This is a genomic window from Pseudomonas sp. R3-57, assembly GCF_051132065.1.
GTDB lineage: Bacteria > Pseudomonadota > Gammaproteobacteria > Pseudomonadales > Pseudomonadaceae > Aquipseudomonas.
This window is the reverse complement of the sequence record NZ_CP071655.1, coordinates 2,279,484-2,296,695: the sequence shown is the minus strand read 5'-3', so window position 1 is coordinate 2,296,695 and position 17,212 is coordinate 2,279,484. Positions and strand designations below refer to the sequence as shown.

The window sequence follows — 17,212 nt, the reverse complement described above, 5'->3', positions numbered from 1 at the left end:
GCCCTTCGCCTTTCGTCCGATGACGCCTTTCGGGGCTGACTGGATTCGGACGCATAACAAGATTCCATTAGCCACGCCCGCTGACACCGGGCCAACGAAGACCTTTGAACCATGGCCACTATCCACGTAGACGGCAAAGCGCTCGAAGTCGACGGGGCAGACAACCTGTTACAGGCATGTCTGTCGCTGGGCCTCGACATTCCATATTTCTGCTGGCACCCCGCGCTAGGTAGCGTCGGGGCCTGCCGCCAGTGCGCGGTCAAGCAGTACACCGACGAGAACGACACCCGTGGTCGCATCGTCATGTCCTGCATGACGCCTGCCACCGACAACACCTGGATCTCCATCGACGATGAAGAATCCAAGGCGTTCCGCGCCAGTGTTGTCGAATGGCTGATGACCAACCACCCGCACGACTGCCCGGTGTGCGAGGAAGGTGGTCACTGCCACCTGCAAGACATGACCGTGATGACCGGCCACAACGAGCGCCGTTATCGCTTCAGCAAACGCACCCACCAGAACCAGCAACTGGGCCCGTTCATTTCCCACGAAATGAACCGCTGCATCGCCTGCTACCGCTGCGTGCGTTTCTACAAGGACTACGCTGGCGGCACCGACCTCGGTGTATTCGGCGCCCACGACAACGTGTACTTCGGTCGCGTTGAAGACGGCACCCTCGAAAGCGAGTTCTCCGGCAACCTCACCGAGGTCTGCCCGACCGGTGTGTTCACCGACAAGACTCACTCCGAGCGCTACAATCGCAAGTGGGACATGCAATTCGCCCCGAGCATCTGCCATGGCTGCTCGAGCGGTTGCAACATCTCGCCGGGCGAGCGTTACGGTGAACTGCGTCGCATCGAAAACCGTTTCAACGGTTCGGTGAACCAGTACTTCCTCTGCGACCGTGGCCGTTTCGGTTATGGCTACGTCAACCGCACCGACCGCCCACGTCAGCCGCTGCTGGCCGACGGCACCAGGCTGAGCCTCGACGATGCGCTGGACAAAGCCGCCGACCTGCTGCGCGGCCGCAACATCGTCGGTATCGGTTCGCCGCGTGCCAGCCTCGAAAGCAACTACGCGTTGCGCGAACTGGTCGGCGCCGAGCACTTCTACTCGGGTATCGAAGCGTCCGAGCTGGAGCGCATCCGTCTGGTTCTGCAGGTGCTCAAAGACAGCCCGCTGCCTGTGCCGAACATGCGCGACATCGAAGATCACGACGCAATCTTCGTCCTCGGCGAAGACCTGACCCAGACCGCCGCGCGCATGGCGCTGGCCCTGCGTCAATCGGTCAAGGGCAAGGCTGAAGACATGGCTGAAGCCATGCGCGTCCAGCCTTGGCTCGACGCGGCGGTGAAGAACATCGGTCAGCACGCGCTGAACCCGCTGTTCATCGCCAGCCTCGCCGAAACCAAGCTCGACGACGTCGCCGAAGAATGCGTACACGCAGCGCCTGATGATCTGGCACGCATCGGTTTCGCCGTTGCTCACGCTCTGGATGCCAGCGCCCCGGCCGTTGAAGGTCTGGACGCGGAAGCACTGGAACTGGCGCAGCGCATCGCCGACGCCCTGCTCGCGGCCAAGCGCCCACTGATCATCGCCGGCACGTCGCTCGGTTCGAAAGCGCTGATCGAAGCCGCGGCGAACATCGCCAAAGCCTTGAAGCTGCGCGAGAAGAACGGTTCGATCAGCCTGATCGTGCCGGAAGCCAACAGCCTTGGTCTGGCCATGCTCGGTGGCGAATCGGTCGACGCCGCGCTGCAAGCGGTGATCGACGGCAAGGCTGATGCGATCGTCGTGCTGGAAAACGATCTGTACACCCGCACCGCCAAAGCCAAGGTCGACGCTGCATTGAACGCCGCGAAAGTGGTGATCGTTGCCGACCATCAGAAAACCGCCACCACCGATCGCGCGCAACTGGTTCTGCCAGCGGCAAGCTTCGCCGAAGGCGACGGTACGCTGGTCAGCCAGGAAGGCCGCGCCCAGCGTTTCTTCCAGGTTTTCGACCCGCAATACCTGGACGCGAGCATTCTGGTTCACGAAGGCTGGCGCTGGCTGCACGCCCTGCGCGCGACCCTGCTGAACCAGCCGATCGACTGGACGCAACTCGACCACGTCACCGCTGCCGTGGCCTCGAGCACCGAACAGTTGGCGCGTATCGTCGATGCCGCACCGTCGGCGGCGTTCCGCATCAAGGGTCTGAAACTGGCGCGTGAGCCGCTGCGTTATTCCGGTCGCACCGCGATGCGCGCCGACATCAGCGTCCACGAACCACGCATGCCGCAAGACCACGACACCGCGTTCGCCTTCTCCATGGAAGGTTACTCGGGCTCTGCCGAACCGCGTCAGCAGGTGCCGTTTGCCTGGTCGCCGGGCTGGAACTCGCCACAAGCGTGGAACAAGTTCCAGGACGAAGTCGGTGGTCACCTGCGCGCTGGCGATCCGGGCACCCGCCTGATCGAAAGCACTGGCGACTCGCTGAACTGGTTCGCCGCTGCGCCGCGTGCCTTCAACCCGGCGCCGGGGACCTGGCAAGCCGTGCCGTTCTTCCACCTGTTCGGCAGCGAAGAGAACTCTTCGAAAGCCGCACCGGTGCAAGAGCGTATTCCGGCCCCGTACGTGGCACTGGCGAAATCCGAAGCGGATCGCCTGGGCGTCAACGACGGTGCTCTGCTGAGCCTGAACGTGGCCGGCCAGACACTGCGTCTGCCGCTGCGCATCAATGAAGAACTGGGCGCCGGTCTGGTGGCATTGCCTGCGGGCATCGCCGGCATTCCACCGGCATTCGCCGGTGTGTCCGTCGACGGTCTGCAGGAGGCAGCGCAATGACCTGGTTCACCCCTGAAGTGATCGATGTGATCCTGACGGTCATCAAAGCCATCGTGATTCTGCTGGCCGTAGTGGTCGCAGGCGCCTTGCTGAGCTTTGTCGAACGTCGCCTGCTGGGCTGGTGGCAGGACCGTTACGGTCCAAACCGCGTTGGCCCGTTCGGCATGTTCCAGATCGCCGCCGACATGCTGAAGATGTTCTTCAAGGAAGACTGGACGCCGCCGTTTGCCGACAAGGTGATCTTCACCCTGGCACCGGTGGTCGCCATGTCCGCCCTGCTGATCGCCTTCGCGATCATCCCGATCACCCCGACCTGGGGCGTGGCGGATCTGAACATCGGCCTGCTGTTCTTCTTCGCTATGGCCGGTCTGTCGGTCTACGCGGTGCTGTTCGCCGGCTGGTCGAGCAACAACAAGTTCGCCCTGCTGGGCAGCTTGCGTGCTTCGGCGCAGACCGTGTCCTACGAAGTGTTCATGGGCCTGGCCCTGATGGGCATCGTAGTCCAGGTCGGCTCGTTCAACATGCGCGACATCGTCGAGTACCAAGCGCAGAACCTGTGGTTCATCATTCCGCAGTTCTTCGGCTTCTGTACCTTCTTCATCGCTGGCGTCGCCGTGACTCACCGTCACCCGTTCGACCAGCCGGAAGCGGAACAGGAACTGGCCGACGGTTACCACATTGAATACGCCGGTATGAAATGGGGCATGTTCTTCGTCGGTGAATACATCGGCATCATCCTGATCTCGGCGCTGCTGGTCACCCTGTTCTTCGGTGGCTGGCACGGTCCGTTCGGCATCCTGCCGCAACTGTCCTTCGTCTGGTTCGCACTGAAGACCGCGTTCTTCATCATGCTGTTCATCCTGCTGCGCGCTTCCATCCCGCGTCCGCGTTATGACCAGGTGATGGATTTCAGCTGGAAATTCTGCCTGCCACTGACCCTGATCAATTTACTGGTGACCGCTGCGGTTGTGTTGTTGAACACGCCTGCGGTTGCGGTTCAGTGAGGATTTGACCCATGTTCAAATATATTGGCGACATCGTTAAGGGTACCGGTACCCAGTTGCGCAGCCTGGTCATGGTCTTCGGCCATGGCTTTCGCAAGCGCGACACCCTGCAATACCCGGAAGAACAGGTCTACCTGCCGCCGCGCTACCGTGGCCGCATCGTCCTGACCCGCGACCCCGATGGCGAAGAACGCTGCGTAGCCTGCAACCTGTGCGCCGTGGCGTGCCCGGTGGGTTGCATCTCGCTGCAGAAAGCGGAAACCGAAGACGGTCGCTGGTACCCGGACTTCTTCCGTATCAACTTCTCGCGCTGCATTTTCTGCGGTCTCTGCGAGGAAGCCTGCCCGACCACCGCAATCCAGCTGACCCCGGATTTCGAGATGGCCGAGTTCAAACGTCAGGACCTGGTGTACGAGAAAGAAGATCTTCTGATCTCCGGCCCCGGCAAAAACCCTGATTACAACTTCTATCGTGTTGCAGGTATGGCAATCGCTGGCAAGCCGAAAGGCGCTGCGCAGAACGAAGCCGAACCGATCAACGTGAAGAGCTTGCTGCCTTAAGGAAGAACGATGGAATTCGCTTTCTATTTCGCATCGGGTATCGCGGTGGTGTCCACGCTTCGTGTGGTCACCAACACCAACCCTGTGCACGCCCTGCTCTACCTGATCATCTCGTTGATCGCCGTGGCCATGACCTTCTTCGCCCTCGGCGCACCGTTTGCCGGTGTGCTGGAAGTGATCGCCTACGCCGGCGCCATCATGGTGCTGTTCGTGTTCGTGGTGATGATGCTGAACCTGGGCCCGGCCTCGGTGCAGCAGGAACGCACCTGGCTCAAGCCCGGCATCTGGGCAGGGCCGGTGATTCTTGCCGGGCTGCTGCTGGCCGAACTGCTGTATGTGCTGTTCGCTCACCAGAGCGGTCAGGCCATCGGCCACACCACCGTAGACGCCAAAGCCGTGGGCATCAGCCTGTTCGGCCCGTACCTGCTGGTGGTCGAACTCGCCTCGATGCTGCTGCTCGCCGCAGCCGTCACGGCGTTCCATTTGGGCCGTAACGAGGCGAAGGAGTAAGACATGCCTGCTATCCCTCTCGAGCATGGACTGGCGGTTGCCGGCATCCTGTTCTGCCTTGGTCTGGTCGGCCTGATGGTCCGCCGCAACATTTTGTTCGTGTTGATGAGTCTGGAAGTGATGATGAACGCCTCTGCCCTGGCCTTCATCGTTGCGGGCGCCCGCTGGGCGCAGCCGGATGGACAGATCATGTTCATCCTGGTGATCAGCCTGGCAGCCGCCGAGGCCAGTATTGGCCTGGCGATCCTGCTGCAACTGTATCGCCGCTTCCACACGCTCGATATCGACGCTGCCAGTGAGATGCGCGGATGAACCTGATCTTTCTGACTTTCGTATTTCCTCTCATCGGTTTCCTGCTGCTGTCGTTCTCCCGTGGACGCTGGTCGGAAAACCTCTCGGCGCTGGTCGGCGTGGGTTCCATTGGCCTGTCGGCGATTGTCGCCGCCTACGTCATCTGGCAATTCAACGTCGCGCCGCCCGAAGGCGGTCACTACACCCTGGTGCTGTGGCAGTGGATGGCGGTGGAAGGCTTCAAGCCTGATTTCGCCCTGTACATCGACGGCCTGTCGATCACCATGCTCGGTGTGGTGGTGGGCGTCGGTTTCCTGATCCACCTGTTCGCGTCTTGGTACATGCGCGGCGAAGCGGGCTACTCGCGCTTCTTCTCGTACACCAACCTGTTTATCGCCAGCATGCTGTTCCTCGTGCTCGGCGATAACCTGTTGTTCCTGTACTTCGGCTGGGAAGGCGTGGGCCTGTGCTCGTACCTGTTGATCGGTTTCTACTACAGCAACCGCAACAACGGTAACGCCGCACTGAAAGCCTTCATCGTGACCCGGATCGGCGACGTGTTCATGGCCATCGGCCTGTTCATCCTGTTCCAGCAAGTGGGCACGCTGAACATCCAGGAACTGCTGGTGCTGGCACCGCAGAAATTCCAGGTCGGCGACTTCTGGATCACTCTGGCAACCCTGATGCTGCTGGGTGGTGCGGTGGGTAAATCGGCGCAACTGCCACTGCAAACCTGGCTCGCCGACGCGATGGCCGGCCCTACCCCGGTGTCGGCACTGATTCACGCCGCGACCATGGTAACCGCCGGTGTCTACCTGATCGCCCGTACCCACGGGCTGTTCACTCTGGCGCCGGACATCCTGCACCTGGTCGGCATCGTTGGTGGCGTGACGCTGGTTCTCGCCGGCTTCGCCGCGCTGGTGCAAACCGACATCAAACGTATCCTCGCCTACTCGACCATGAGCCAGATCGGCTACATGTTCCTGGCGCTGGGCGTTGGCGCCTGGGATGGCGCGATTTTCCACCTGATGACCCACGCCTTCTTCAAGGCCCTGCTGTTCCTTGCTTCCGGTGCGGTGATCGTTGCCTGCCACCACGAGCAGAACATCTTCAAGATGGGCGGTCTGTGGAAGAAACTGCCACTGGCCTACGCCAGCTTTATCGTCGGTGGTGCTGCATTGGCCGCTCTGCCACTGGTCACCGCAGGCTTCTACTCCAAGGACGAAATCCTTTGGGAAGCGTTCGCCAGCGGCAACCACGGTCTGCTTTACGCAGGTCTGGTCGGTGCGTTCATGACCTCGCTGTACACCTTCCGCCTGATCTTCATCACGTTCCACGGTGAAGCCAAGACCGAAGCCCACGCCGGCCACGGCATCGCACACTGGCTGCCATTGTCGGTGCTGATCGTGCTGTCGACTTTTGTCGGCGCGATGATCGTGCCGCCACTGCACGGCGTCCTGCCGGAAAGCGTCGGGCATGCCGGTGGCGAAGCCAAGCACAGTCTGGAAATCGCTTCGGGCGCCATCGCCCTGGCCGGTATCCTGCTGGCGGCCCTGCTGTTCCTCGGCAAGCGTCGTTTCGTCACGGCGATCGCCAACAGCGGCATCGGCCGTTTCCTTTCGGCCTGGTGGTTCGCTGCCTGGGGCTTCGACTGGATCTACGACAAACTGTTCGTCAAGCCGTACCTTGCGATCAGCCATGTACTGCGCAAAGACCCGCTCGACCAGACCATCGGTCTGATCCCGCGTATGGCCAAGGGTGGTCACACTGCCCTGAGCCGTACCGAGACCGGTCAACTGCGTTGGTATGCCGCCTCGATGGCTGCTGGTGCCGTGCTGGTAATCGGCGCCATCGTGCTGGTAGCGGTCTGATATGAACCTTGCGAATTTGCGAAAGGAAACGAGCCCGTCATGATTCTGCCCTGGCTAATCCTGATCCCCTTCATCGGCGGCCTGCTGTGCTGGATGGGTGAGCGCTTCGGCGCTACCCTCCCGCGCTGGATTGCGCTGTTGACCATGACCCTGGAACTCGCCCTCGGCCTCTGGCTGTGGGCCCACGGTGACTATTCATTCGCACCGGCGCCGGGCGCCGATCCGACCTGGGCGCTTGAGTTCAAGCATGTCTGGATCCAGCGCTTCGGCATCAACGTGCATCTGGCCCTCGACGGCCTGTCGCTGTTGATGATCCTGCTGACCGGTCTGCTGGGTATCCTCTCGGTACTCTGCTCGTGGAAAGAGATTCAACGTCACGTTGGCTTCTTCCACCTGAACCTGATGTGGATCCTGGGCGGTGTCGTCGGCGTGTTCCTCGCCCTCGACCTGTTCATGTTCTTCTTCTTCTGGGAAATGATGCTGGTGCCGATGTACTTCCTCATCGCGCTCTGGGGTCACAGTTCTTCGGACGGCAAGAAAACCCGGATCTACGCAGCAACCAAGTTCTTCATCTTCACGCAGGCTTCCGGCCTGATCATGCTGGTGGCGATCCTCGGTCTGGTGCTGGTCAACTTCAACAACACTGGCGTGATTACCTTCAACTACGCCGACCTGTTGAAAACCAAGATGTCGATGACCACCGAGTACATTCTGATGCTCGGTTTCTTCATCGCCTTCGCGGTGAAGCTGCCCGTCGTACCGTTCCACTCCTGGCTGCCTGATGCTCACGCCCAGGCACCGACTGCCGGTTCCGTCGACCTCGCCGGTATCCTGCTGAAAACCGCGGCCTACGGTCTGCTGCGTTTCGCCCTGCCGCTGTTCCCGAACGCTTCGGCCGAGTTTGCGCCGATCGCCATGACCCTGGGTCTGATCGGAATCTTCTACGGTGCGTTCCTGGCGTTCGCACAAACCGACATCAAGCGTCTGATTGCCTTCTCTTCCGTTTCCCACATGGGCTTCGTGTTGATCGGCATCTACTCCGGCAGCCAACTGGCGCTGCAAGGCGCAGTGATCCAGATGCTGGCGCACGGTCTGTCGGCAGCGGCACTGTTTATCCTCAGCGGTCAGTTGTACGAGCGTTTGCACACTCGGGACATGCGTGAGATGGGCGGCCTGTGGTCGCGCATAGCCTACCTGCCGGCGATCAGCCTGTTCTTCGCGGCGGCGTCGCTGGGTCTGCCGGGTACCGGTAACTTTGTCGGCGAGTTCCTGATCCTGATCGGCTCTTTCGCCAGCGCTCCATGGGTCACGGCGATTGCCACCTCCGGTCTGGTGTTCGGCTCGGTGTATTCGCTGATCATGATCCACCGTGCCTACTTCGGCCCGTCGAAATCCGACGCGGTGCTGCACGGTATGGATGCGCGCGAACTGATCATGGTGCTGGGCCTTGCGGTGCTGCTGATTTACCTCGGCGTCTATCCGCAACCGTTCCTCGACACCTCTGCCGCCACGATGCATGGCGTGCAGCAGTGGCTCGGCACCGCCTTCACTCAACTCGCTTCGGCCCGGTAAGAGCGCTATGGAATTCACGATTCAACACTTTATTGCGCTTGCGCCACTGTTGATCACCAGCCTCACCATTATCGTGGTGATGCTGGCAATCGCCTGGCGCCGCAACCACTCGCAGACCTTCCTGATCTCGGTCGCTGGTCTGAACCTGGCCTTGCTGTCGATTTTGCCGGCGCTGAAAGTCGCGCCGCTGGCCGTGACGCCGTTGCTGCAGATCGACACCTTCGCTTGCCTGTACATGGCGCTGATCCTGGTCGCCACCCTCGCCTGCGTCACTCTCGCCCATGCTTATCTGGGTGATGGCGGTTCGGGCTACCCGGGCAACCGCGAAGAACTGTACCTGCTGATCCTGATGGCCGCCGCCGGTGGTCTCGTGTTGGTCAGCGCGCAGCACCTGGCCGGTTTGTTCATCGGTCTGGAACTGCTCTCGGTACCGGTTTACGGTCTGGTGGCTTACGCCTTCTTCAACAAGCGTTCGCTGGAAGCCGGCATCAAGTACATGGTGCTGTCGGCGGCCGGTTCCGCGTTCCTGCTGTTCGGTATGGCGCTGCTGTATGCCGACGCCGGCTCGCTGAGCTTCGTGGGCATCGGTCAGGCGCTGGCTGCAACTGGCCTGCCGAGTTCGCTGGCGCAACTGGGCCTGGGCATGATGCTGATCGGTCTGGCGTTCAAGCTGTCGCTGGTACCGTTCCACCTGTGGACGCCGGACGTTTACGAAGGTGCTCCGGCACCGGTGGCGGCGTTCCTCGCCACCGCGTCGAAGGTTGCGGTGTTTGCGGTGATGGTGCGTCTGTTCCAGATCTCCCCTGCCGCCAGCAGCGGTGTGCTGAGCGACGTGCTCAGCGTCATCGCCGTCGCTTCGATCCTGTTCGGTAACCTGCTGGCCCTGACCCAGAGCAACCTCAAGCGTCTGCTCGGTTACTCGTCCATCGCGCACTTCGGCTACCTGCTGATTGCGTTGGTGGCGAGCAAGGGCCTGGCGGTGGAAGCCATTGGCGTGTACCTGGTCACCTACGTGATCACCAGCCTCGGCGCCTTCGGCGTGATCACCCTGATGTCCTCGCCGTACAATGGCCGTGACGCTGACGCCCTGTACGAGTATCGCGGCCTGTTCTGGCGCCGTCCGTACCTGACCGCCGTGCTGACCGTGATGATGCTGTCCCTCGCTGGTATCCCGCTGACTGCGGGCTTCATCGGCAAGTTTTACATCATCGCCAGCGGTGTCGAATCGCATCAATGGTGGCTGGTCGGTGCGCTGGTGCTGGGCAGCGCCATCGGCGTGTTCTACTACCTGCGCGTGATGGTCACCCTGTACCTGATCGAGCCAAACCTGCGTCGCCACGACGCCCAGCTGCACTGGGAACAGAAGGCAGGCGGCGTAATGCTGCTGGCCATCGCCCTGGTCGCATTCTTCCTGGGTGTTTACCCGCAGCCATTGCTGGTGCTGGTACAGCAAGCGGGCCTGGCGGGCTGATCGTCCGGTTAAATCTGGCAACAAAAAACGGCATCTTCGGATGCCGTTTTTTTGCCCGGGCTTTGTGCCCAACAAACGGTACGTGCCAAGCGGTGCGTCTGGCTTGGCTGACGGCGTTAGGATCTTTTTCCGACACGCCAGTCGCGACGTCTCCCCTGCCCTCTATCTCCTCCTCTCACTCCACGTGTAGACGCTTCCTACAGGTGTTTTTGCGAGCGGTGTCTAGCGTTGAATAAGCAGCGAAAAGGATGGCTCGGAGGCCTTGACCAATTCGCTTTTCAAAGACAACACTATACGTAGGCAGCGTACAAAACATGGATGCTCTTTTTATCGAACTTCCTGCGTTTCAGAAGCACCGCGACGATTACCTCGACGAAGACCTCTTTCTCAGCTTCCAGCTGGAATTGCTGAAAAACCCCGAAGCAGGCGATCTCATCGAAGAAACTGGAGGGCTACGAAAAATCCGCTTCTGCGATCAACGAAGAGGCAAAGGCAAGCGCAGCGGATTACGCATCATTTATTACTGGTGGTCAGGCTTCGATCAGTTCTGGCTGTTCACCGTCTACAGCAAAAGCGATCAAGACGACCTGACGCCCGCACAAAAGAAACTGTTCAGGCAAACGCTGGATCGAGAACTCAACACGAGAACCCCACTATGAAACGTGACATTTTTTCCGAACTGATGGATGGCCTGGACGCCCTGGCCGATGAGCGCCAAGGCAAAATCACGCTGCGCACCCACAAGGTCCAGTTGCCCAAACTGGTGCCGATCACCGCCGAAGAAGTGGTCGCCATCCGTCAACAGCTCAACCTCTCCCGATCGGTGTTTGCGATGTACCTGCGCACCAACACCCGCACGCTCGAAAACTGGGAGCAGGGACGCGCTACGCCCAATGCCCAGGCGACGACACTGATTCGTCTGGTCGAACGCTTTCCACAGACGATGGAACAGTTGGCGGCTCTGAGCTGAAAGTCAGAATCGCTGACCTGAAAAATCAGGAGCCTGTTGACGACTCGGTAAATCAGACAGCAAAGAAAACGGCACCTTCCGGTGCCGTTCGCTTCCTGCATTTTCAGCTGTTACTTACGCGCATCCGCCCAGGATTTCAGCAGTTCGGTGTAGCTCACGGTTTCACCCTTCGGCTTCTCGTTCGCCAGTTTCGGCTTCGGTGCGCCCGGTTGGTCAAACCAGTATTGCGCGTCGCGTTCCGGGTTCATTTTCGGTGCGCACACGGCCTGGGCCTTGGAGCGTTCGAGGCGTTCCATGATGCGGTCCTGATCCTTGGCCAGGCCATCGAGTGCCTGTTGCGGGGTCTTCTCGCCGCTGGCCGCTTCGGCGATGTGGCTCCACCACAGTTGCGCCAGACGCGGGTAGTCCGGCACGTTGGTCCCGGTCGGGGTCCATTGCACGCGGGCCGGGCTGCGGTAGAACTCGACCAGACCGCCGAGTTTCGGCGCCATATCGGTCATCGCCTGCGAGTTGATGTCCGACTCACGAATCGGCGTCAGGCCGACGATGGTTTTCTTCAGCGACACGGTTTTCGAGGTGACGAATTGCGCGTACAGCCACGCCGCGAGTTTCTGTTTCTCAGGCGTGGATTTCATGAACGTCCACGAACCCACGTCCTGATAGCCGAGCTTCATGCCCTCCTCCCAATACGGCCCGCGCGGCGACGGCGCCATACGCCATTTCGGCGTGCCGTCGGCGTTGACCACCGGCAGGCCCGGCTTGGTCATGTCGGCGGTGAACGCGGTGTACCAGAAAATCTGTTGGGCAATGTTGCCCTGCGACGGCACCGGGCCGGACTCGGAGAAGGTCATGCCCGCTGCTTCCGGTGGCGCGTATTTCTTCAGCCAGTCGACGTATTTGGTGGTGGCAAACACCGCCGCCGGGCCGTTGGTGTCGCCGCCACGGGTCACGCTGGAGCCGACCGGGTGGCAATCCTCGACGCGAATGCCCCACTCGTCCACCGGCAACCCGTTGGGAATGCCCTTGTCGCCGCCGCCGGCCATGGAGAACCAGGCGTCGGTGAAACGCCAGCCCAGCGACGGATCTTTCTTGCCGTAGTCCATGTGCCCGTAAACGCGTTTGCCGTCGATTTCCTTGACGTCTTCGCTGAAGAATTTGGCGATGTCTTCATAGGCGGACCAGTTCACCGGCACGCCCAATTCGTAGCCGTATTTTTCCTTGAACTTGGCCTTCAGATCGGCGCGTTCGAACCAGTCGGCGCGGAACCAGTACAGGTTGGCGAACTGCTGGTCGGGCAGTTGATAGATCTTGCCATCCGGCGCAGTGGTGAACGAGATGCCGATGAAGTCCTTGATGTCGAGGGTCGGCGAGGTAAAGTTCTTGCCTTCGTTGGCCATCAGGTCGGTGATCGATTCGGTCTTGCCGTAGCGAAAGTGCGTACCGATCAGGTCGGAGTCGTTGACCCAGCCGTCATAGATGTTCTTGTCCGACTGCATCACCGTCTGCATTTTCTCGACCACGTCGCCTTCCTGCAGCAGGTCGTGGGTGAGCTTGATCCCGGTGATTTCGCTGAACGCCTTGGCCAGCACTTTCGACTCGTATTCGTGGGTGGTCAGGGTTTCGGAAACGACCTTGATGTCCATGCCGCGAAACGGCTCGGCGGCCTTGATGAACCACTTCAGTTCTTCCAGCTGCTGCTCGGCCGTCAGGGTCGAGGGCTTGAACTCGCTGCCGATCCATTTTTTCGCAGCATCTTCGTAGGCGTCGGCCCAGGCGGATGCGCTCAAACCGCTGAGTGCCAGCATGGCTGCCAATGAAATGCTATGTCGCAGCTTATTGTTTTTATCGAACATAGAGACCTCCTGTTTAAGTTGTGGAGCCGCGTTGCCGAACGATTCGACTAGCCCCAACGCATCACAGCCAACAGCCACACCAGGGACAACGCGGACGCGACCCAGATGCTCCAGTCGGTGACGCCGATTACCAGCAAGTGCAGGTAGGCGCTGCCGAGAAGACCGATAAACAAGCGATCGCCACGGGTGGTGGCAATCGGCAGAAACCCTCGCCGCAGAATGCTCGGCGAGCGCAATTCCCAGGTGGTCATGCCCACCAGAATCAAACCGATGCCGATGAAGAACGCGGCGGTCGGTGTCGTCCAGCTCATCCATTCCATCATCAGCTCCTCAGACTCGACCGAGGGCAAAGCCCTTGGCCACGTGGTTGCGCACAAACCAGATCACCAGCATCCCCGGCAGGATGGTCAACACCCCCGCCGCTGCCAGCACGCCCCAGTCGATACCCGACGCCGACACGGTGCGGGTCATCACCGCCGCGATCGGCTTGGCGTTGACCGAGGTCAGCGTGCGCGCCAGCAGCAGTTCGACCCAGGAAAACATGAAGCAGAAAAACGCCGTGACACCGATGCCGGAGCCGATCAGCGGGATGAAAATCTTCACGAAGAACTTGGGGAAACTGTAGCCGTCGATGTAGGCCGTTTCGTCGATCTCCTTGGGTACACCGGACATGAAACCTTCGAGAATCCACACCGCCAACGGCACGTTGAACAGGCAGTGCGCCAGCGCCACAGCGATGTGTGTGTCGAACAGGCCGATCGACGAATACAACTGAAAAAACGGCAGCAAAAACACCGCCGGCGGCGCCATGCGGTTGGTCAGCAGCCAGAAGAACAGGTGCTTGTCGCCGAGGAAACGATAGCGTGAAAACGCGTAGGCCGCCGGCAACGCCACGCTCAACGAGATCACCGTGTTGAGGCTGACGTAATACAGCGAGTTGAGATAACCGGTGTACCAGCTCGGATCGGTGAAGATCACCTTGTAGTTCGCCAGCGTGAAGGCTTGTGGGAAAAGCGTCAGGCCGCCGAGGATTTCGGTGTTGCTCTTGAACGACATGTTCAGCAGCCAGTAGATCGGCACCAGCAGGAACAGGATGTACACCAGCAACGGGACAAGCTTTCTTTTGCTCATGGCCGGGCCTCAGCGGTTGGCGTCGGAGTGCGTCATGGCGGTATAGAACAGCCACGACACCAACAGAATGATCAGGAAGTACACCAGCGAAAACGCCGCTGCCGGACCGAGGTCGAATTGCCCTACGGCCATCTGCGTCAACGTCTGACTGAGGAAGGTCGTGGCATTACCCGGACCGCCGCCGGTGAGCACGAACGGCTCGGTGTAGATCATGAAACTGTCCATGAAGCGCAGCATCACCGCGATCAGCAGCACGCTTTTCAGCTTGGGCAGTTGAATATGCCTGAACACCGCCCAGGCCGAGGCTCGATCGATGCGCGCGGCCTGGTAATAGACGTCGGGAATCGCGCGCAAACCGGAGAAACACAGCAGCGCCACCAATGAAGTCCAGTGCCAGACATCCATCACCAGCACCGTGACCCAGGCGTCCATCGTATTGGCCGCATAGTTGTAGCTGATGCCCATGGCGTTGAGGCTGGAACCGAGCAGACCGATGTCGGCGCGGCCGAAGATCTGCCAGATGGTGCCGACCACGTTCCACGGAATCAGCAGCGGAATCGCCAGAATGATCAGCACCACCGACGACCAGCGGCCCTTGGTCGGCATAGTCAGGGCGACGGCGATGCCCAGCGGGATTTCGATCAGTAGCACGCAGGCCGAATAGATGAACTGGCGCAGCAGCGAGTCGTGCAGGCGCGGATCGAGCAGCACTTGCTTGTACCAGTCGGCGCCGACGAAGTAGCGGCTGGACTGGTCGAAGATGTCCTGCACCGAATAGTTGACCACGGTCATCATCGGTATCACCGCACTGAACGCCACCAGCAGAAACACTGGCAACACCAGCCACCAGGCCTTGTTGTTCTGCACCTTGTTCATGGCTGCACCTCATCGTCGCTGACTTCCAGCAAGAACTCATCGGCATAGACCATCAGCCACTGCGCCGGGAAACTGATGTACGCCGTGCCCTGGGGCACCGGTTTGTCTTCGGCCAGGCGCACTTTCAACGGCGCACCGTCGAGGTTGAGGGTCATGATCTTGTAGGTGCCGAGGTCTTCAACGTGTACGACGTCGGCCTGCATCGCGTCATCGAACGGCTCGTCCCAGACATGAATGAACTCGGGACGAATGCCGACCTTGAGATTCTTCCACTGACCGTGCTCGATATGGCGCTGCAAGGCGTCGGACAACGGCAAGTGTGTCGAAGAAAAACCGACGCCACCCGGTTGCGGCTGCACCTCGATCAGGTTCATGCCGGGGCTGCCGATGAAGTAGCCGACAAAGGTGTGGCTCGGCCGCTCGAACAATTGCCGTGGCGTGCCGAACTGGACGATCTGGCCGCCGTACATCACCGCGATCTTGTCAGCGAAGGTCGAAGCTTCGAGCTGATCGTGGGTGACGTAGACCATGGTGATGTTGAACTGTTCGTGGATCTGCTTGAGCTTGCGCCGCAGTTTCCACTTCAGGTGCGGGTCGATCACCGTCAACGGTTCATCGAATAGAATCGCCGAGACGTCGTCGCGCACCAGCCCTCGGCCCATCGAGACTTTCTGTTTTTCGTCGGCGGTGAGGTTGCGCGCCTTCTTGCTCAGCAGGTTTTGCAGGTCGAGGACTTCGGCGATTTCCTGCACCTTGCTGTGCACTTTCGCCTCGGCCATGCCCTGATTTCTCAAGGGGAATGCGAGGTTATCGAACACGGTCATGGTGTCGTAGACCACCGGGAACTGGAACACCTGGGCGATGTTGCGTTTCTCCGGCGTCAGGTCGTTGACCGCTTTGCCATCGAACAGCACATGGCCCTGGGACGGGCTGAGCAGGCCAGAAATGATGTTGAGCAAGGTCGACTTGCCGCAACCGGACGGGCCGAGCAACGCGTAGGCGCCGCCCTGCTCCCAGATGTGATCCATCTCGCGGATCGCGTAGTCCTCAGCGCCGCTCGGGGTTTTGCTGTAGCTGTGGGCGAGGTGCTGCAAACGGATTTCGGCCATCAGGCAACCCTCGCGACACGCCGGCCCGGTGCTTGCACCAGACGGCCCTGCGCATCGAAAACGAACAGTTTGTGGGTCGGGATGTAAATGCGGATCGGCGCATCGACGTCGTATTCGTGAACGCCCGGCAGGTGCAGCACCAGCAGGAAATGCTCGTTGCGCACATGCAGGAAGGTTTCCGAGCCACTGATCTCGGCGACTTCGACGGTCACCGCCAGTTCCAGATCATCGTCGTTGCTCGGCACCAGCGAGATATGGCTGGGGCGCACGCCGAAACGGTATTCGCCCTCACCCACCGGCCGCAGATCGACGTTCAACGGGAAGTGGACGAAATTGGCGAAGCTGACTTCGTTGCCGGCAATGCGCCCGGGCATCAGGTTGATCGGCGGTTCGGAGAACAATTCCGCCGCCAGCACGGTTTGCGGCTGGTGATACACCGAAGTCGACGGCCCGCTCTGAATCACCCGGCCTTCATGCAAGATCGTCGTGGTGCCGCCCAGCGCCAGCGCTTCGTTGGGTTCGGTGGTGGCGTAGATGGCGATGGTGTGGCGGGCCTTGAACAGCTCGCGCATTTCCTGACGCAGCTCTTCGCGCAGCTTGTAGTCGAGGTTGACCAGCGGCTCGTCGAACAGGATCAGCTCAGCATCCTTGACCAGCGCGCGGGCCATGGCCGTGCGCTGCTGCTGCCCGCCGGACAGCTCCAGCGGATAACGCTGCAAGAACTTCTCGATGCGCAGCATGCGTGCGGTTTCCTGCACCTTGCTGTGGATGATCTCTTTCGAAATACCGGCCTGGCGCAGTGGCGAGGCGATGTTCTCAAACACGGTCATGGTCGGGTAATTGATGAACTGCTGATAGACCATCGACACATTGCGCAGGCGCACCGGGCGCTGGGTGACGTCGACGCCGTTCATCAGGATGCGCCCGCTGTCGGGCTTGTCGAGCCCGGCCATCAAGCGCATCAGACTGGTCTTGCCGGACAGCGTGCGGCCGAGCAAAACGTTGAAGGAACCGGGTTCGAATTTCAGGCACGCATCGTCGATCCAGATCTGGCCCTCGACGGTACGGCTGACGTGCTCCAGGGTGAGTGACATGGCTCGGCCTTTTTTATTTTTTGAGTCAAGCGACCGGAGCAACAGAGCGACATTCGTGCCAGAAATGGCAAGTG

15 protein-coding genes and 1 pseudogene are annotated in these 17,212 nt (G+C 60.5%); 10 read left to right on the top strand and 6 right to left on the bottom strand.

Going from position 1 to position 17,212, the window contains the following annotated elements; all coding sequences use genetic code 11:
- The first annotated feature begins 111 nt into the window (after positions 1–111).
- The 10 genes and pseudogenes from nuoG to J3P93_RS10445 all read left to right on the top strand — a co-directional run bounded on the left by nuoG (position 112) and on the right by J3P93_RS10445 (position 11,075).
- Entirely contained in the window at positions 112–2,826 is a 2,715-nt protein-coding gene (gene nuoG / locus J3P93_RS10490; protein WP_434597152.1) for an NADH-quinone oxidoreductase subunit NuoG, read from the top strand.
- Positions 2,823–3,830: an NADH-quinone oxidoreductase subunit NuoH gene (gene nuoH / locus J3P93_RS10485; RefSeq protein WP_039763316.1), complete on the top strand. Its 1,008-nt coding sequence runs from the start codon at positions 2,823–2,825 to the stop codon at positions 3,828–3,830. Before nuoG ends, nuoH begins: the two co-directional genes overlap by 4 nt.
- A gap of 11 nt (positions 3,831–3,841) precedes the next feature.
- Entirely contained in the window at positions 3,842–4,390 is a 549-nt protein-coding gene (nuoI, locus tag J3P93_RS10480; RefSeq protein WP_016775283.1) for an NADH-quinone oxidoreductase subunit NuoI, read from the top strand.
- Positions 4,391–4,399: 9 nt separating this feature from the next.
- Positions 4,400–4,900, top strand: a complete 501-nt coding sequence (gene nuoJ / locus J3P93_RS10475; protein WP_090284375.1) for an NADH-quinone oxidoreductase subunit J — start codon at positions 4,400–4,402, stop codon at positions 4,898–4,900.
- A gap of 3 nt (positions 4,901–4,903) precedes the next feature.
- Positions 4,904–5,212: an NADH-quinone oxidoreductase subunit NuoK gene (gene nuoK / locus J3P93_RS10470; protein ID WP_003180046.1), complete on the top strand. Its 309-nt coding sequence runs from the start codon at positions 4,904–4,906 to the stop codon at positions 5,210–5,212.
- The gene (gene nuoL, locus J3P93_RS10465; protein ID WP_434597149.1) at positions 5,209–7,062 is read left to right on the top strand and encodes an NADH-quinone oxidoreductase subunit L; all 1,854 of its coding nucleotides are present in this window, start codon (positions 5,209–5,211) and stop codon (positions 7,060–7,062) included. The genes nuoK and nuoL overlap by 4 nt, the downstream gene beginning before the upstream one ends.
- Positions 7,063–7,101: 39 nt before the next feature.
- Positions 7,102–8,634, top strand: coding sequence for an NADH-quinone oxidoreductase subunit M (gene nuoM / locus J3P93_RS10460; RefSeq protein ID WP_203418622.1), 1,533 nt, complete (start codon positions 7,102–7,104; stop codon positions 8,632–8,634).
- 7 nt (positions 8,635–8,641) lie between these two features.
- Entirely contained in the window at positions 8,642–10,105 is a 1,464-nt protein-coding gene (gene nuoN / locus J3P93_RS10455; protein WP_093100567.1) for an NADH-quinone oxidoreductase subunit NuoN, read from the top strand.
- 314 nt (positions 10,106–10,419) lie between these two features.
- Positions 10,420–10,771, top strand: a pseudogene (locus tag J3P93_RS10450) (toxin).
- Positions 10,761–11,075 carry a helix-turn-helix domain-containing protein gene (locus tag J3P93_RS10445; protein ID WP_434597146.1) on the top strand — a complete coding sequence of 105 codons (315 nt, stop codon included), beginning with the start codon at positions 10,761–10,763 and terminating at the stop codon, positions 11,073–11,075. Before J3P93_RS10450 ends, J3P93_RS10445 begins: the two are co-directional and overlap by 11 nt.
- Before the next feature lie 110 nt (positions 11,076–11,185).
- Here J3P93_RS10445 and J3P93_RS10440 read toward each other — a convergent pair whose 3' ends face one another.
- From J3P93_RS10440 to J3P93_RS10415, 6 genes are read right to left on the bottom strand one after another with little or no spacing between them, the layout of a single operon-like run.
- Positions 11,186–12,928: an ABC transporter substrate-binding protein gene (locus tag J3P93_RS10440; protein ID WP_434597145.1), complete on the bottom strand. Its 1,743-nt coding sequence runs from the start codon at positions 12,926–12,928 to the stop codon at positions 11,186–11,188.
- Between the two features lie 47 nt (positions 12,929–12,975).
- Positions 12,976–13,248 carry a DUF2160 domain-containing protein gene (locus J3P93_RS10435; RefSeq protein WP_038861868.1) on the bottom strand — a complete coding sequence of 91 codons (273 nt, stop codon included), beginning with the start codon at positions 13,246–13,248 and terminating at the stop codon, positions 12,976–12,978.
- A 10-nt stretch (positions 13,249–13,258) separates the two neighbouring features.
- Complete coding sequence (locus J3P93_RS10430) at positions 13,259–14,059, bottom strand: carbohydrate ABC transporter permease (protein WP_208940615.1); 801 nt, start codon at positions 14,057–14,059, stop codon at positions 13,259–13,261.
- A gap of 9 nt (positions 14,060–14,068) precedes the next feature.
- A complete protein-coding gene (locus J3P93_RS10425; RefSeq protein ID WP_007912484.1) occupies positions 14,069–14,935 on the bottom strand; it encodes a carbohydrate ABC transporter permease in 867 nt (288 codons plus the stop codon).
- Positions 14,932–16,044 carry an ABC transporter ATP-binding protein gene (locus J3P93_RS10420; protein ID WP_434597142.1) on the bottom strand — a complete coding sequence of 371 codons (1,113 nt, stop codon included), beginning with the start codon at positions 16,042–16,044 and terminating at the stop codon, positions 14,932–14,934. The genes J3P93_RS10425 and J3P93_RS10420 overlap by 4 nt, the downstream gene beginning before the upstream one ends.
- On the bottom strand, positions 16,044–17,138 hold the full coding sequence (locus tag J3P93_RS10415; RefSeq protein WP_434597140.1) for an ABC transporter ATP-binding protein: 1,095 nt from the start codon (positions 17,136–17,138) through the stop codon (positions 16,044–16,046). The genes J3P93_RS10420 and J3P93_RS10415 overlap by 1 nt, the downstream gene beginning before the upstream one ends.
- Positions 17,139–17,212 lie beyond the last annotated feature (74 nt).

Bases quoted from the DNA above. Each gene is read 5' to 3' on its own strand.
- J3P93_RS10415 (WP_434597140.1), bottom strand. From the start codon at position 17,138: ATGTCACTCACCCTGGAGCACGTCAGCCGTACCGTCGAGGGCCAGATC.
- J3P93_RS10425 (WP_007912484.1), bottom strand. From the start codon at position 14,935: ATGAACAAGGTGCAGAACAACAAGGCCTGGTGGCTGGTGTTGCCAGTG.
- nuoJ (WP_090284375.1), top strand. From the start codon at position 4,400: ATGGAATTCGCTTTCTATTTCGCATCGGGTATCGCGGTGGTGTCCACG.
- nuoG (WP_434597152.1), top strand. From the start codon at position 112: ATGGCCACTATCCACGTAGACGGCAAAGCGCTCGAAGTCGACGGGGCA.
- nuoN (WP_093100567.1), top strand. From the start codon at position 8,642: ATGGAATTCACGATTCAACACTTTATTGCGCTTGCGCCACTGTTGATC.
- J3P93_RS10430 (WP_208940615.1), bottom strand. From the start codon at position 14,059: ATGAGCAAAAGAAAGCTTGTCCCGTTGCTGGTGTACATCCTGTTCCTG.
- J3P93_RS10440 (WP_434597145.1), bottom strand. From the start codon at position 12,928: ATGTTCGATAAAAACAATAAGCTGCGACATAGCATTTCATTGGCAGCC.
- nuoI (WP_016775283.1), top strand. From the start codon at position 3,842: ATGTTCAAATATATTGGCGACATCGTTAAGGGTACCGGTACCCAGTTG.
- nuoH (WP_039763316.1), top strand. From the start codon at position 2,823: ATGACCTGGTTCACCCCTGAAGTGATCGATGTGATCCTGACGGTCATC.
- nuoM (WP_203418622.1), top strand. From the start codon at position 7,102: ATGATTCTGCCCTGGCTAATCCTGATCCCCTTCATCGGCGGCCTGCTG.
- J3P93_RS10435 (WP_038861868.1), bottom strand. From the start codon at position 13,248: ATGGAATGGATGAGCTGGACGACACCGACCGCCGCGTTCTTCATCGGC.
- J3P93_RS10420 (WP_434597142.1), bottom strand. From the start codon at position 16,044: ATGGCCGAAATCCGTTTGCAGCACCTCGCCCACAGCTACAGCAAAACC.
- nuoL (WP_434597149.1), top strand. From the start codon at position 5,209: ATGAACCTGATCTTTCTGACTTTCGTATTTCCTCTCATCGGTTTCCTG.
- nuoK (WP_003180046.1), top strand. From the start codon at position 4,904: ATGCCTGCTATCCCTCTCGAGCATGGACTGGCGGTTGCCGGCATCCTG.
- J3P93_RS10445 (WP_434597146.1), top strand. From the start codon at position 10,761: ATGAAACGTGACATTTTTTCCGAACTGATGGATGGCCTGGACGCCCTG.